Genomic DNA, 14,519 nt, shown 5'->3' on the forward strand with positions numbered 1-14,519 from the left:
CGTGATGGACGAGGCCAGTCTGGTGATCGAGAACTGCGCGATCGCGACCGTGGATGCGATCGGCACCGAGTATCGGCGCGGATACGTTGTGGTGCAGGGCAATCGGATCGCCGAGGTGGGAGAGGGTGATCCGCCCGCGATGCTCGCCACGTGGATCGACGGGCGGGGCTGCCTGCTCACGCCGGGACTGGTCAACACCCACCACCACCTGTACCAGTGGATCACGCGAGGTCTGGCGGCCGACAGCACGCTGTTCGAGTGGTTGCGCGAGCTCTATCCCGTGTGGGCGGGCATCGACGAGGACGCCGTGCGGATCGCGGCCACGGGCGCGCTCGCCACGCTCGCACGCACCGGCTGCACCACGACCACCGACCACCACTACGTCTTCCCGCGCGAAGGCGGCGACCTGATCGGCGCGGAGATCGAAGCCGCCACCGAGGTGGGGCTGCGGTTCCACCCCTGTCGCGGCAGCATGGACCTGGGCGCGAGTTCCGGTGGGCTGCCACCGGATTCGGTGGTCGAATCGCCGGAGGCGATCCTCACGGCGAGCGCCGAGGCCATCGCCCGCTGGCACGACCCGACGTTCGGCGCCATGGTGCGCGTCGCCCTCGCGCCCTGCTCACCGTTCTCCGTGACCCCCGAGCTGCTGCGCGAATCCGCCGCGCTCGCGCGCGAGCAGGGCGTGCGGCTGCACACCCATCTCGCGGAAACCCTGGACGAGCAGGACTATTGCCTCGCCACGCACGGTTGCACGCCCGCCGAGTACATGGAGCGACTGGGCTGGATCGGCCCCGATGTCTGGTACGCGCACGGCATCCACTTCGACGACCGGGCCATCGCCACCCTGGCCCGCTCCGGCACCGGCGTCGCGCACTGCCCCACCTCGAACGGACGGCTCGGGGCCGGGATCGCCCGCACGGCGGATCTGCTCGACGCGGGTGTCCCGGTGGGGTTGGGTGTGGACGGCGCGGCCAGCAACGAATCCGGCGCCCTGCTCGCCGAACCCCGCACGGCCCTGCTCTACGCCCGCGCCACCGGCGGCCCCGGCGCCATGACCGTGCGCACCGCGCTGGAACTGGCGACCATCGGCGGCGCGCGAATCCTGGGCCGCGACAACGAGATCGGCTCGATAGAACCGGGCAAACTCGCCGACCTCGCGCTGTGGCGCCTGGACACCCCCACCCACCAGGGCATCGACGACCCGGTGACCGCCCTCATTCTCGGCGACCCGCCCCCGCTCGCGGCGCTGATCGTCAACGGGCGGGAAATCGTGCGCGACAACGAAGTCCGCACGGTGGATGAGGAAACCGTGGGTCGGGAGGTAGCGCGCGCCCAAGCACAACTCGTCGCCAAGGCGGGGTGAGCGATGCTTCAGTCGCGCCAGCCGACCAACTCGGCGCTGTCACTCCACAGCGCGCGTCCCACTGCCTCGTCACGCGCCAGGTTCGACGGCTCACCCCACGTGAGCCGGTCGCGGCGCAGGGCGGCGTAGCGCGACCCTGACGGCGGCGGCGGGCTGTTCCCGAGTGCCAAGTCGGCCAAGGTTTTTCCGGCGGCGGTGCGGCTGTTGAGGGTCGGGCTGAAGGTGCGCAGGGCGCGGCCGAAGACCGGGACGCCCAGGATCGTCCATGCGGTGCGCAGCGGCAGGGCGAGGTCGCGGGCCAAGCCGGTGCCGAACACCTGCCCGGGGTCGTAGGCGAGCACGGTGGCACGCGGCGCGAGCGGGGACAGCGACCGCGCCGTCAGCACCGCGCACAGTTTGGACGCCGTGTACGCGCGCTCCCCGGCCTTGCGCGGCCGCTCGTCCAGGGCGGGATCGCGGTCGGGGTGGGCGAGCAGGCGCGCGTCGGCGTGCCGGGGTGGCGCCAGGCCCGCGCCGGTGGCCGGGTCGTGGGTGCCGCTGGTGGTGAGCACCACCGTCGCGCCGTCGGCCAGCTCGGGCAGCAGCAGGCGCGCCAGCAGGTAGTGGGCGAGGTGATTGACGGCGAAGGTCGTCTCGAAGCCGTCGGCGCTGCGCCCGTCCACATCGGGCCTGATCAGCCCGGCGTTGAGCACGAGCCCGTCGAGAGCCGCACCGTCGAGCCGGTCGCGCACGGCCGCCGCGAATTCACGCACCGATCCGAGGTCCGCCAGATCCACCGGAATCGAGGCGCCCACCTCCGCCGGCCCACGCGCCCCCGAGATCAGCCGAGCGCCTTGGGCGACCATCCGTTCGGCCGCCACGGCGCCGAAACCGGAGGACGCACCGGTCATCACAATCGTCGCCACGCCACCCCTCCGGCAGCCGTCGAACGGAATACCCCGCCAGCGTAACGCAGGTCACATCGCGCCGGCGGGGTTCGGCGCTCAGGCCGCCACCACCGCCGACCCCTCGACGGCGGTGGTGGCGGGGTCCGGTGCGGCGGGGTCGCCGTCGCGCGGGGCGCGCAGGGCCAGCAGGCACAGCACGTCCTGGACGGTGAGCCCGAGTTCGGCGGCGTGCAGGGCCGCGATGTGGCGGTCGAATTCGCCACTGGGCCGGATCTGTTCGAGCAGGATCATCTCGGCCAGGACGATGCCGGCCAGGGCCTGGGCCCGGGTGAGCCGGTACGCCGTCGGGAGGTACGACAGCACCCACCGGCCGCTGTGCGGCTCGGGCAGGTCGATCCGGAAAGCCGCCTCCAGGGCAACATCACTCGTGATAAGCCACTCCGTTGCTGTAATCGCCATCGCGCGAACCCCTTTCAGTCGCCGCGAGCGTCGTGTGCGTGTCTACTACGGTGTCACGGGGGAGCGGGCGTGGGCGATCCCAAGGTGTGGACGGATTTTTCCGGTTGCCGGTGACTTCGTGACCTGGGGAAACGCTGAGAATACCGGCAGAAAGTTCACAACCGGGCCGGGGATCGTCCCGGCGCGGCGCATACTCGCGAGGAGTGCGGTCGGGAGGGAGGAACCGATGAACCGGCGCGGCGAGGGCGGCGTGAGCGCGGACGAGCGGCGACGCCTGCGACAGGTGTTGCTCGGCCTGGGGCTCACCGAACATCAACTGCTGGAACCGCTCGCGGGCGAGCTCAGGCAGCGAGGATACCGCCCCAGAGCGGCCTGGCGCCACGCCAACGGTTTCACCCAGAACACGGTGGCGCGGCGGTTCAACGAACTCACCGACAGCGCCCGCGCCGCGATGAAGGCGAGCCGGATCTCCGAATACGAATCCTGGCCGCTCGGAACGCAATCCGGCGCTCGCCCCACTCTGCGCGTACTGAAAGTCCTTGCCGCCGTGTACGGCACGACGTGGGACCAGCTCGTCGACGTGGCCGATCTGGCCCACATGCCGGAGGCGGACCTCGAGGAGTACCACGACGCCGTCGCCCGCCGCGCCGTCGCGCGCCAGCCGGTGCCCACCGGCGGTGACCTGCCCGCCGAGGTTCCGCACTTCACCGGCCGGGAGAACGCGAAAGACCTTCTTCGCCAACGGGTCCGGGAACATGTGCGCGGGGGAGCGGTGTCGGTGCACGTCATCGTCGGGCTCACCGGCATCGGGAAGACCGCCCTGGCGCGCTACGCGGTGTCGGCGTTCGAGAAGCACTATCCCGACGGCACGATCTGGTTCGACCTGCACGGCTACACGCTGGGCCGGGAACCGCGCGAACCCGCCGACGTGCTCGAACAACTGCTGCTCCAGATCGGCGTGCCGCGCGAGAGCATCGAAGCCGACCTGGCCGGGCGCGCCAACCAGTGGCGCACGGCGATGAGCGATCGCCGCATGCTCGTGGTGTTCGACAACGTGCTCGACAGCGCCCAGGTCAAGGACCTGCTGCCGCAGGCGCCGGGCTGTTTCGTGCTCGTCACCAGCCGCGGCAAACTCACCGGGCTCGCCTACGCGGCGCCGCTGCGGCTGGACGTGATGGGCTGGGACGAGGCCGAGGAACTGCTGGTCAAACTGGCCGGGCTGGGGCCGGGCTACGACCGCCAGGCGGTACGCCAGATCCTCCAGACGGCGGGTCGGCTGCCGCTGGCGATCCGCCTGATCGGCGGCCAGATCGCCCACCACGGCGAGGAGATGCTGGCCGACACCGCCGCCGAGATCGTCGCGCTCACCGAGCGGATCAAGCGCGCGTCGGCGGTGCACGTGGCGGGTGAGTCGGGCGCGGCGCACCTGCTGGACCGCTTCACCGCCGAGGACGAGTCGCTGCGCGCGGCGTTCGAGGTGTCGTATCAGCGGCTGCGCGATCCGACGCATCAGCGCGCGGTGCGGCTGCTGGGCTGGTTCCCCGGACCGGAGATCACCGCCGACACCATGGCCGCGATGGCCGATGTGGCGCCCGCCGAGGCGAACGCGTTGGTGCGCAAGCTGTTCGAGTCCGGATTCCTGGACCGGTCCTCGGGCGGCGCCGACGGGCAGCGCTACCGCATGCACGACCTCACCCGGCTGTGCGCGCGCATGCACGCCGAGCGTGAGGACCCGCCCGGCTGGGACGCGGTGGTGCTGGACCGGTTGGTGCAGGCGGGCCTGGAGATCGCGCGGCGGGCCAGCACCCACCAGGTGTTCGATCCCTCGGGCGGGGAACATCTTTCGAGTCACAGCGTCGCGGCCGAGCGGGCGCGCGCCTGGCTCACGCAGGAGCGCGAGATGTTGCAGAGCTGCGTGCACGCGGCCGAACCCACCGCCGCGGCGGCGGAACTCGCGCGCCGCGTGGCCTCCCATCTCACCGCCACGGGCTACTGGTCCTCGGCGCGGCGACTGTTCGCGCGCGCCTTGCGGATCGCGGGTGAGGTGGGCGATCGGGGCGCGGAATCGTGGGCCCTGGTGGGGCAGGGGCGCGTCGACCGGCTGTTCGGCCATCACGCCGAGGCCGGTGCGGGATTCGAACGGGCGCTGGCGATCGCGGCCGAGCTCGGTGACGAGCACACGCGGGCGGCGGTGCTGTGCGAGCTGGGTCAGACCGCCCGCAGCACCGGGGATCACGGCGTCGCGCAACGGTACTTCGGTGAGGCGCTGGAACTTTCGCGCAGGATCGGGAACCGGCCCGCCGAGTGCGACGCCCTGCACGGGCTCGCGCACGTGTTCCGCGCGGCGTCGGATTACGGTGCGGCGTCACGGCATTCGGAGCGGGCGCTGGCCATCGCCACCGAGATCGGCGACGCGGTGCGGGTCGCGACCGCGCAGTGGGGTCTGGCCGAGGTGGTGCGCCGCCTCGGCGATCACGAGACGGCCTCCGAGCTGTACCAGGAGGCGTTGAGCAACGCGCGAAAGATGAACCACCGCAAGCTCGAAGGCGACGCGCTGCGCGGGCTCGGCCACATCGAACGCCTGGTCGGCGATCAGCGGCTCGCGCGCCGCAACTTCGAGGACGCGCTGCGCATCGCCTGTCGCATCCACGACCGCTACGGGGAGGGCTGGACGCGCTGGGGCCTGGGCAATATCGCGCGCAAGGACGGCGACTACGACGAGGCGCGGGCCATGTTCCAGCAGGCCTACGACATCGCCGTGGAGATCGCCGACCCGCTCGGCCAGGTGGACGCATTGCGCGGGCTCGGCCACGTCGAACGCCACTTCGACGAATACGATCGCGCCCGCCGCTTCTACACCGAGTCGATGGACATCGCCCACCGCATCGGCGACCCGCTCGGCCAGGCCGACGCCTACCGGGCGCTGGCCCACCTCGCCGCCCGCAACGGCGCCCCGCGCGAGGCCGAGGCCCTGCGTACCCGGGCGCTCGACCTCTACGAGAGCATCGGGATGCAGCGCGTCGACCACCTGCGCGGGCAGCCGTGACCGCGGTCAGGCCTTGAAGTAGACCATCTGGTGGCTGGTGGCCAGCAGGGTGCCGTCGGCGCCCCACAGTTCGGCGGACTGGTCGAAGTAGCCGCCGCCGAAGTGCGAGGCGCGTGCCACGCCCAGTACCGGGCGGTCGCCCTGCGCGGCGAGGATCTCGGCGTCGGCGTGGAAGTGCACGGTGAGCGAGACGGTGCCGGCCGGCACCATCCGGCCGAGGCGCATCATGATGCGGGGCAGAAAGATATCGGCGAGCGAGGCCAGTGCCGGGAAGTCGAGCGGGCGGTGCGGCACGTCGCGCACCCAGACGGCGGTGCGGGAATTCGCGGGCTCGCCGGTGGCCATGCCCTCGGGGCCGCCCTCGGCGAATCGCATCTCGTAGTTGTGGATCCAGGCGATGGCCTCCGGGAACTGCTGCACCGGAAGGGATTCGGCGGGTGGCACGTCGGGAGCCGTGCGTTCGGCGTCGGACCAGCCGGGCTTGCGCACGCCGAAGACGGCGGTGGCGGTGGTGCTCACCTCGCCGTCGCGGCCCAGTTTCAGCGTCCAGTGCTGGGTGCTGCGGTTGGTCCGCGCGGGCCGCGCGCGCACCTCGAACTCGCCGTCGGCGATCGGCGCGGCGTAGTTCACCGTGAGCGCGACCGGATCGCCGATGCGCTCCGGGTGATCCAGCACGGCGCGCAACAGCGTCGCGGCGGTGATGCCGCCGAACGGGCCGACCATGTTGGCGTAGGCCGCGGTGGTGCGGCCCAGCAGCACACCCGGCTCGCGCGCGGTGAGCGCGGTCGCGGTGTCGAACGGATGCGGTGGGGCGATCGTGGGTGGCATGCGGCTCCTTGCGCGCTGCGGTAGGTCGAATCGGACTATACAACGAGTTGAGTATCGCCCCCGTGGGCGCGGTCGGCCCTGTGCCAGAATGCGCTGGTGGTGGGGATGCGAGCGGCGGCGGGCAGCGACATAGGGCGGCGGTACCCCGCGAACTTCGACGTGGTGCATCTGGGCGCCGATCCGCTGGTCGCGGTGGTGGCCGACGGCATGGGCGCCGGTGCGGGGAGTGCGGCAGCGGGGCAGACCGCCGTCGATCTGTTAGTGGCCGGAATCGCCGGTGCGCCAACGGGTTCCGCCCCGGATGCCGCGCGCGCTGCCGTGGCGGCGGCACAGGCGCGAGTCGGGGAGATCGGCGCGCGGCTGCGCGAACTGGCCGGGTGCACGCTGGCCGCGATGGTCGAGGCGGGCGGCGGGTACTGGCTCGTCCAGATCGGCGACTCCCGCGTGTACCGGCTGCGCGGCGAGCTGCTGGAGCTGCTCACCGTGGACCACACGATGGCGTGGCTCGGGGCGGTGCACGGCTGGTTCCCGTTCGACTCCGAACAGGCCGCCCGAGCCCGCTACCAGCTCACCCGCTACATCGGCCACCCGGACGCGCCGGAACCCGACGTGCTGAACCTGTCCGTGCGCCCCGGCGACGTGTACCTGCTGTGCACCGACGGCGTCACCGACCAGGTTCCGTACGGAGTGTTGCGTGAGGTCCTGGGCGAGGTGGGTGATCCCCAGCGAGCGGTGGACCGATTGATCGCCGCGGCGTCGGCGGCGGGCGGGAGCGACAACGCGACCGCGATCGTGGTTGTCGCCGAGAGTGTTTGAGCGAGCGGCCGCCTCACCCGCACCGCTGGACTGCCAGCGCCGCGAGAGTGTCCGCGCACGCGCGCATTTCCGAGAACAGGACGTGGTGTTCGGTGTCGGGGCCGTCGCCGCGGGGGCCGAAGAGGCAGGATTCGATGCCGGCGCGGGTGAGGTGGGTGGTGTCGTTGCCGCAGAAGGAGTAGGGGAGGGCGAGGCCGGTTTCGGAGACCGTGAAGTCCGAGACGCGGGGGAGCAGGGCGGCGATGTCGTGGACCAGCGGGGAGTCGGGCGGGACGTCCATGGGCGGCATGTCGGTGCCGCCGACGCGGTGGGCCGGGTCGACGGGGTGCTCGAGGGCGAGGTCGGCGTCCGGGAAGGCGGGGCGCAGGCCGGTGAGGAAGGCGTCGAGGGCGGCGGTGACGTCGGCGGGTTCGAACGGCGGGGGATAGCGCAGGTCGATGAGGGCGGTGGCCTTGTCAGCGCAGTACGAGACGCCGGCGACATCGTGACCCTCCCCCCGGCCGGCGAGCAGACTGGCGATCTGGAGGCGCGGCAGCGGCGGGAAGTCGGGGTTGCGCAGCCCGAGGTCGGCGGTGTCGAGCCGGTCCAGAACGGCGCGGAGCACGGCGATGGCGTCGACGCCCTCGTGATGCCTGCTGGTGTGCGCGGTGCGGCCCCGCGCCACCAGCGCGAACTTGTGCACACCGGCGGTGCGGGTGATCACCCGTCGCACCGAATACGGCTCCGGCACCACCGCCGCCTCGGCCGCGAGCCCGGCGGCCAGCGCGTGCCGGGTGCCGACGCCGCCCTGCAGCTCGCCGACCACGAACTCCAGCAGGAGACCACGCCGTAGCGGTAAACCACTGCGGCGCACCATGATCGCCGCGCCGAGGATGGCTGCCAGGCCGCTCTTCATGTTGTGCAGGCCCGCACCGTAGAGCTGGTCGCCGTCGAGACGCGCGACGAACGGGTCGGCCGGGTGGTTGCGCCCGAGCGGGTCCATGTCCAGGTGGCCGTTGAACAGCAATGCGGGCGTGCCGGTTTCGGGGCCGAGCAGCCCGATGGTCTGGTGACGGCCTGGCGTCACCTCGTCCAACCATGCGGGAATGTCGTTGCGGCGCAGGATGTCACGCACGACTTCGGCGAGCGCGGTCTCCTCGCCGGTGAAGGACGGGACGGCGGTCAGCGCGGCGGCCAGCGCGATCAGTTCGTCGTCGGGCATGAGGTCGGCGCGGGCCGAGATGACCCGCGCTGTCGCGTCATTCATGTCGGCGGAACCCGATCAGCAGGACGTTGCGGTAGGCGGGTTCCCCGGGCTCGCTCGCGTCGATATCGGTGGTGTGGTGCAGGACGCGCTCGTCGTCGAAGACGTAGGAGTCCAGCGGTTCGCGCAGCTCGAACCGCGACAGCACCCGATCGGGCTCCGCGCCGTCGTAGATGGCCGATATACCGGTGCCCCGCTTGATGTTCCGCCGTTCGATGAGGTGCGCCGACCCGGCGATCAGCCCGTCGCGGTGCTTGCCCTCCGGCGCCGGGCTGCCCGGCGCGCTGATGCTCATGTAGTGCGCGTCCACCAGGCAGTGCGGCACCTCGCGGGCCGACAGCACGCCCGCGGCGGTGAGCCCGCGCGCCACCGTGGCCGCGATCCGTCCGGCGGGCGCCGTGGCGGGGTGGTCGGGAGCGATCACCCGGAAACGGCGCTCGACGCCGCCGACGAGAGTGTTGACCGCCTTCGACTGCACGTACGGCGGCGGTTCGGGCACCGGCCGCAGCACCAGGTCGGCGACGCTGAGATCGAAGAGTTGGTACGCCCGCCGCCGGTAGGTGGCGCCGTTCGGCAGCCACCGGTCGGGCTCGGTGGCATCGTGGAACGTGCGGCGCAGCACGTCGCGGTCGCGGCCGGTGAGGCCGAAGTCGGCGGCCGCGAGCCGCCAGAACGGTGCGCCCGCCGATGGCGCGGACCGGAGATCGGCGCTGATCTCGGGCACCCTGTTGTCGTTGATGGCCGGAACCCTTCCGACGGTGTGGGTCAGTACTCAGGCACGCGAGCGCGCCCACCGCCGGGTGTGGCGAACGGGCGCCGCGGCCACGAGACTAGTGGAAAGCGCGCCGCGCCGCCCGGATGCCCGCGAGCGGGGCCCGGTAACCCGCCCGCAATGTGGAGCGTCGCCGTGCAACATTTCGGCAACTCCGCGCCCTTACTGTGGCCGCAGGTGTTGTGGAGTGAGGTGAGACGTGGATCTGGACACGATCGGGGAGGTGCTGGTGGCCCGGGGCCGGGCCGACCTCGCGCGGATCGGCGGCTCGACCGGGGTGCTGGCCGGCGGCACCTCCCTCTTTTCGGAACCGCAGGAACACCTGGCCCGGCTGGTGGACATCACCCGGCTCGGCTGGGCCCCGTTCACGCGCGTGGACGACGGGCTGGAAATCGCCGCGACCTGCACACTCGAGGAGTTCGCCGGCGCCGCGCCCGGTCGCGAACTGGGAGCCGATCGGCGCTTCCCGGAGTGGCCGGGGACCGCGCTGTTCCCGCGCGCGTGCCGGGCGCTGCTGGCCTCGCACAAGATCTGGCGGACCGCGACGGTGGGCGGCAACGTGTGTCTCGCGCTGCCCGCGGGCGCGGTGCTGGGCGCGCTCACCGCGCTCGACGGCACCGCGCTGGTGTGGACGGCTTCGAGCGAGCGGCGGATTCCGTTGCGGGAGTTCGTTCTCGGTGCGGGCGTCTCGGTGCTGCAGCCCGGCGAGGTGCTGCGTTCGGTGACGATTCCCACACGGAGTCTGCTGGCGCGCACGGCGTTCCGCAAGATCGCGCTGGCTCCGCTGGGGCGCTCGGGTGCGGTGGTGATGGGCCGCACCGAAGCGGGTGGGCGCACCGCGCTGACGATCACCGCCGCGACCGCGCGACCCGTCGTGCTGGATCTCCCCGAGCCCCCGAGTGACGACGAAGTCGACGCCGCCGTGCGCGCGATCGACCCCGCGCTGTGGTTCGACGACCCGCACGGCGCACCGGACTGGCGCGCGCACGTCGCCGGGCTGCTGGCGCGCGAGGTCGCGGCGGAACTCCGGGCGGGAGGTGCGTCGTGAAGTTCGAAGTCGACGGACGGATGCTGGACGCCGATCCCCGTCCGGGCCAGTGCCTGCGCACCCTGCTGCGCGAACAGGGCGTCTTCGCGGTCAAGAAGGGCTGCGACGCGGGCGATTGCGGCGCGTGCTCGGTGCTCCTCGACGGCGCACCCGTCCACTCCTGCCTCATCCCCGCCTTCCGCGCCGCCGACCGCGCCGTCACCACCGCCACCGGACTCGGCACTCCGGAGGACCCGCATCCGGTGCAGCGGAAGTTACTGGCGGAGAACGGCTTCCAATGCGGTTTCTGCACGGCGGGGATGGTCGTCACGGCGGCGGGCCTCGGCTGTGGCACCGGCTCCGGGCCGGACGCGGCGGAGCTGCCGGAACTGATGAAGGGAAACCTGTGCCGCTGCACGGGATATCGGCCGATCTTGGCGGCGCTGGGTAGCGGGGGTGATGTGCCGGGTGAGACCGGATGCGAGCACGATGAACGCCGGGCGGCGCCGTCGGGTGCGCCGGACTCGGCGACGTCTGGGGCGGGTGCCGCGCCCGGGGCGGGTGTCGCAGGTCGGGCCGGTGCCCAATTCGGCGCACCCGCCGGACCCCGAATCGTCACGGGCACCGAACCTTTCACTATGGACACCGGCGTCGGCGGCCCCGGCGAGCCGCCCACCGAGCCGCTGCACATCGCGGTGCTCCCCAGTCCGCACCCGCACGCGCGGATCGTCTCGATCGACACCTCCGCCGCCGAGGCGATCGACGGGGTGCGGGCGGTGCTCACCCACGCCGACGCCCCGGACATTCCCTTCTCGACGGCGCGGCATGAGTTGCGCACCGACGATCCGGACGACACCTACGTGCTCGACCGCGTGGTGCGGTTCGCCGGGCAGCGGGTGGCGGCCGTGGTCGCGGACACCCTCGACATCGCGCGCGCCGGGTGCCGGGCACTGCGGGTGGAGTACGAGATCCTGCCCGCCGTCTTCGATCCCGAACTCGCCTACGCCGAGGACGCGCCGAAACTGCACGGCGACAAACCGGATTCGGCCCGTATCGCCGATCCCGGGCGCAATCTGGTCGCCGAACTACACGGCGAAGTGGGCGATATCGAAGCCGGGCTGGCCGCCGCCGCGAAAGTGGTGCGCGGGGTGTGGCATTCGCCGCGCGCCCAGCACGTCCACCTCGAAACCCACGGCGGCACCGGCTGGCTGGACGCCGACGGCCGGCTCGTCGTGCGGTGCAGCACGCAGGTTCCGTTCCTGGTGCGCGACGAGCTGTGCCACCTGTTCGGACTGCCGCGCGACCGCGTGCGGGTGATCGCGGCCCGCGTGGGCGGCGGTTTTGGCGCCAAACAGGAGATGCTGGTCGAAGACCTCCTCGCGCTCGCCGTCCTGCGCACCGGCCGGCCCGTGCGCTACGAGTACACGCGCGGCGACGAATTCACCTCCGCCACCAGCAGACATCCCATGCGGGTGGCCGTCACGGCGGGCGCCGACGCCGCGGGCGTGCTCACCGCGCTCGCCGTGGACGTGCTGTCCGACGCGGGCGCGTACGGCAACCACAGTCCCGGCGTGATGTTCCACGGCGTCGGGGAATCCGTCGAGGTGTACCGGTGCGCGAACAAGCGCGTGGACGCACGCGCGGTCTACACCAACAACATTCCCTCCGGCGCGTTCCGCGGCTACGGGCTCGGCCAACTCATCTTCGGCATCGAGAGCGCCCTCGACGAACTGGCGCGCGAACTCGGCATCGAACCCTTCGAATTCCGCAGGCGCAACGTCGTGGTCCCGGGCGATCAGTTCGTCGGCGCGCACGTGAACGACGGCGATATGGTCTTCGGCAGCTACGGCCTGGACCAGTGCCTCGACCTCGCCGAAGCCGCACTGCGGCGCGGAAACGGCGTCGCACCACCGGGTCCGGACTGGCGCACCGGCGAGGGTATGGCCGTGTCGATGATCGCGACCATCCCGCCGCGCGGCCACCGCGGCCACGCCGTCGCGGCGCTGCGCTCGGGTGGTCACTACGAAATCTCCTTCGGCACCGCTGAATTCGGCAACGGCACCACCACCGTGCACGCCCAGTTGGCCGCCGACGCCCTGCGCACCGACGCCGACCGCATCGCGCTGCGCCAATCCGACACCGACCTGATCGAGTACGACACGGGCGCGTTCGGCTCCACCGGAATCGTGGTGGCGGGCAAGGCCACCCACGCCGCCGCGCTCGCGCTGCGCGACGCGATCGAACGCCGTGCCGCCCGGCGCACCGGAATCCCGCGCGGCGACTGCGTGCTCGAGCGCGACGGCGTGCGCTGCGGAGAAGAACTCCTGAGCCTGTCCGAGCTGGCGGCCGAAGGCGACCTCGTGGAGCACGGCGCGCACGCGGGCAGCCCCCGGTCGGTGAGCTTCAACGTGCACGCCGTGCGCGTCGCGGTGCACCCGCCGACCGGCACCGTGCGCATCCTTCAGTCGATCCAGGCCGCCGACGCGGGCACGGTGCTCAACCCGGCCCAGTGCCGCGGACAGGTGGAAGGCGGTGTGGCGCAGGCCGTCGGGACCGCGCTGTACGAGGACATGCGCGTCGACCGTGGCGTGGTCACGACACGGACTTTGCGGCACTACCACATTCCGCAGTTCGCCGATCTACCCTCGACCGAGGTCTATTTCGCCGATACCGCCGACGAACTCGGGCCGCTCGGCGCCAAGTCCATGAGCGAGTCACCGTACAACCCGGTCGCACCGGCCCTGGCCAACGCGATCCGCGACGCGGTGGGGGTGCGCATGACCGGGTTGCCGATGACGGCCGACCGGGTTTGGCGCGCCTTGCAGGAGGGAGCACCACGGTGACCGCCACACGGCTGCCGGAGAACGTCCGAGCCAGGATCGAGGCCGTGCTGGACGCGGTCGACGCCGAATTGCGCGCCCACTACCCGGGTTCCGGGGATCGCGCCCAACCCGTCCACACCGTCTACGTGCCCGCCGACCGGGTCTCGGCTGCGACACCGCGCGAATGGGGCGCCGAGGCGGTGACGCTGCTGGACAACCACCGCGACGTGCTCGCCGAACTCGGCGACGATGCCTTGCCCGCGGTGCGGGAACGGTTGACCAGCGCGCCGATCCAGGATCTGCGCATCGATTTCGAGGACGGCTACGGCTTCCGCCCCGACGCCGAGGAGGACGCCGCCGCCACCGCGGCGGGCACGATCCTGGCCGAGTGGGCGAACGCCGCCGACGGACCGGCCGGATTCGGCGTCCGGATCAAGGGTTTGGGCGGCCCGGAGCGACGGCGCGCCATCCGCACCCTGGAGCTGGTGCTCGACGCGCTGGACGGCGTTCCGGACGGATTCGTGTTCACCGTGCCGAAGATCCGCGCGGTGCGCCAGGTTTCGGCGTTGGCGGCGCTGTGCGAAGGGCTGGAGCGCGGCTCCGGATTGCCCGCCGGGTCGCTGCGGTTCGAGTTGCAGATCGAGAGCCCGCAGGCGGTGATCGCGGCGGACGGCACGGTGCCCGTCGCGGCGATGATCAGCGCCGCCGGAACCCGCTGCCACGGACTGCATTTCGGCACCTACGACTACACGGCCGCATGCGGGGTAGCCGCGCCAGACCAAGCGCTGGACCACCCGGCGGCCGATTTCGCCAAGGCCGTCATGCAGGTCGCGGCCGCGCAGACCGGAGTGTGGGTGTGCGACGGCTCCACGCAGATCGTGCCCGACTCCGATCCCGAAGCGGCACTGCGCAATCACCACCGGCTGGTCGAGCGCGCCCTGCGGCGCGGTTACTACCAGGGCTGGGACATGCACCCCGGCCACCTGGTCACCCGCTGGTTGGCGACCTACCAGTTCTTCCGCGCGGCGATCGACGTCGCCACACCCCGCCTGCGCGCCTACGTGGCCCGCAACCAGGACCCGGCCGGTGTGCTCGACGAACCGGCCACCGCCGAGGCGCTGGCGGCGACCGTACTGCGCGGCCTGCGCTGCGGGGCGCGCACGGAGGCGGAATTGGCCACGGCGGCACCGGAACTCACGACGGAGGTGTTGCGCGCCCTGGTGGCGCGCAAGCCGGTCGGGCGGACCTGAGAGATG

Annotated in this window: 11 protein-coding genes; 6 read left to right on the forward strand and 5 right to left on the reverse strand. The window is 72.1% G+C overall.

Translation table 11 applies throughout. The annotated features are described in order from the left end of the window. The first annotated feature begins 4 nt into the window (after positions 1 to 4). Positions 5 to 1,363 carry an 8-oxoguanine deaminase gene (locus DFR74_RS15990; RefSeq protein ID WP_067505783.1) on the forward strand — a complete coding sequence of 453 codons (1,359 nt, stop codon included), beginning with the start codon at positions 5 to 7 and terminating at the stop codon, positions 1,361 to 1,363. A gap of 8 nt (positions 1,364 to 1,371) precedes the next feature. On the opposite strand, the gene DFR74_RS15995 is transcribed toward DFR74_RS15990, so the two are convergent. Together DFR74_RS15995 and DFR74_RS36005 are read right to left on the reverse strand one after the other, a co-directional pair. Then, positions 1,372 to 2,268 carry an SDR family NAD(P)-dependent oxidoreductase gene (locus tag DFR74_RS15995; RefSeq protein WP_084537420.1) on the reverse strand — a complete coding sequence of 299 codons (897 nt, stop codon included), beginning with the start codon at positions 2,266 to 2,268 and terminating at the stop codon, positions 1,372 to 1,374. A gap of 78 nt (positions 2,269 to 2,346) precedes the next feature. Beyond that, on the reverse strand, positions 2,347 to 2,709 hold the full coding sequence (locus tag DFR74_RS36005; RefSeq protein ID WP_170160765.1) for a hypothetical protein: 363 nt from the start codon (positions 2,707 to 2,709) through the stop codon (positions 2,347 to 2,349). 226 nt (positions 2,710 to 2,935) lie between these two features. Here DFR74_RS36005 and DFR74_RS16000 point away from each other — a divergent pair, with 226 nt between their 5' ends. Next, a complete protein-coding gene (locus tag DFR74_RS16000) occupies positions 2,936 to 5,755 on the forward strand; it encodes a tetratricopeptide repeat protein (RefSeq protein WP_067505796.1) in 2,820 nt (939 codons plus the stop codon). 6 nt (positions 5,756 to 5,761) lie between these two features. On the opposite strand, the gene DFR74_RS16005 is transcribed toward DFR74_RS16000, so the two are convergent. Further along, positions 5,762 to 6,583: an acyl-CoA thioesterase gene (locus DFR74_RS16005; protein WP_067505799.1), complete on the reverse strand. Its 822-nt coding sequence runs from the start codon at positions 6,581 to 6,583 to the stop codon at positions 5,762 to 5,764. A gap of 105 nt (positions 6,584 to 6,688) precedes the next feature. On the opposite strand from DFR74_RS16005, the gene DFR74_RS16010 reads away from it, so the two are divergent. Next, positions 6,689 to 7,399, forward strand: a complete 711-nt coding sequence (locus DFR74_RS16010) for a PP2C family protein-serine/threonine phosphatase (RefSeq protein ID WP_067505803.1) — start codon at positions 6,689 to 6,691, stop codon at positions 7,397 to 7,399. 13 nt (positions 7,400 to 7,412) lie between these two features. On the opposite strand, the gene DFR74_RS16015 is transcribed toward DFR74_RS16010, so the two are convergent. Continuing rightward, on the reverse strand, positions 7,413 to 8,645 hold the full coding sequence (locus tag DFR74_RS16015; RefSeq protein WP_067505808.1) for a M20 family metallopeptidase: 1,233 nt from the start codon (positions 8,643 to 8,645) through the stop codon (positions 7,413 to 7,415). Continuing rightward, positions 8,638 to 9,366, reverse strand: coding sequence for a 2OG-Fe dioxygenase family protein (locus tag DFR74_RS16020; RefSeq protein WP_067505811.1), 729 nt, complete (start codon positions 9,364 to 9,366; stop codon positions 8,638 to 8,640). Before DFR74_RS16020 ends, DFR74_RS16015 begins: the two co-directional genes overlap by 8 nt. A 247-nt stretch (positions 9,367 to 9,613) precedes the next feature. Between DFR74_RS16020 and DFR74_RS16025 the strand changes: the two genes are divergently transcribed. Genes DFR74_RS16025 through DFR74_RS16035 form a run of 3 tightly spaced genes read left to right on the forward strand, consistent with a single transcriptional unit; the run spans position 9,614 to position 14,513 of the window. Further along, positions 9,614 to 10,462, forward strand: a complete 849-nt coding sequence (locus DFR74_RS16025) for an FAD binding domain-containing protein (RefSeq protein WP_067505816.1) — start codon at positions 9,614 to 9,616, stop codon at positions 10,460 to 10,462. After that, positions 10,459 to 13,284 carry a molybdopterin-dependent oxidoreductase gene (locus DFR74_RS16030; RefSeq protein ID WP_067505820.1) on the forward strand — a complete coding sequence of 942 codons (2,826 nt, stop codon included), beginning with the start codon at positions 10,459 to 10,461 and terminating at the stop codon, positions 13,282 to 13,284. Before DFR74_RS16025 ends, DFR74_RS16030 begins: the two co-directional genes overlap by 4 nt. Beyond that, a complete protein-coding gene (locus DFR74_RS16035; RefSeq protein WP_067505825.1) occupies positions 13,281 to 14,513 on the forward strand; it encodes a DUF6986 family protein in 1,233 nt (410 codons plus the stop codon). The genes DFR74_RS16030 and DFR74_RS16035 overlap by 4 nt, the downstream gene beginning before the upstream one ends. The last annotated feature ends 6 nt before the right edge of the window (positions 14,514 to 14,519 follow it).

The sequence above is a fragment of the Nocardia puris genome (assembly GCF_003315035.1).
GTDB classification, from domain to species: domain Bacteria; phylum Actinomycetota; class Actinomycetes; order Mycobacteriales; family Mycobacteriaceae; genus Nocardia; species Nocardia puris.

What these genes read in the sequence shown, in the direction of transcription:
- DFR74_RS15990 (WP_067505783.1), top strand. Translation starts at nt 5, where the DNA reads ATGGACGAGGCCAGTCTGGTGATCGAGAACTGCGCGATCGCGACCGTG.
- DFR74_RS36005 (WP_170160765.1), bottom strand. Translation starts at nt 2,709, where the DNA reads ATGGCGATTACAGCAACGGAGTGGCTTATCACGAGTGATGTTGCCCTG.
- DFR74_RS16000 (WP_067505796.1), top strand. Translation starts at nt 2,936, where the DNA reads ATGAACCGGCGCGGCGAGGGCGGCGTGAGCGCGGACGAGCGGCGACGC.
- DFR74_RS16005 (WP_067505799.1), bottom strand. Translation starts at nt 6,583, where the DNA reads ATGCCACCCACGATCGCCCCACCGCATCCGTTCGACACCGCGACCGCG.
- DFR74_RS16010 (WP_067505803.1), top strand. Translation starts at nt 6,689, where the DNA reads ATGCGAGCGGCGGCGGGCAGCGACATAGGGCGGCGGTACCCCGCGAAC.
- DFR74_RS16015 (WP_067505808.1), bottom strand. Translation starts at nt 8,645, where the DNA reads ATGAATGACGCGACAGCGCGGGTCATCTCGGCCCGCGCCGACCTCATG.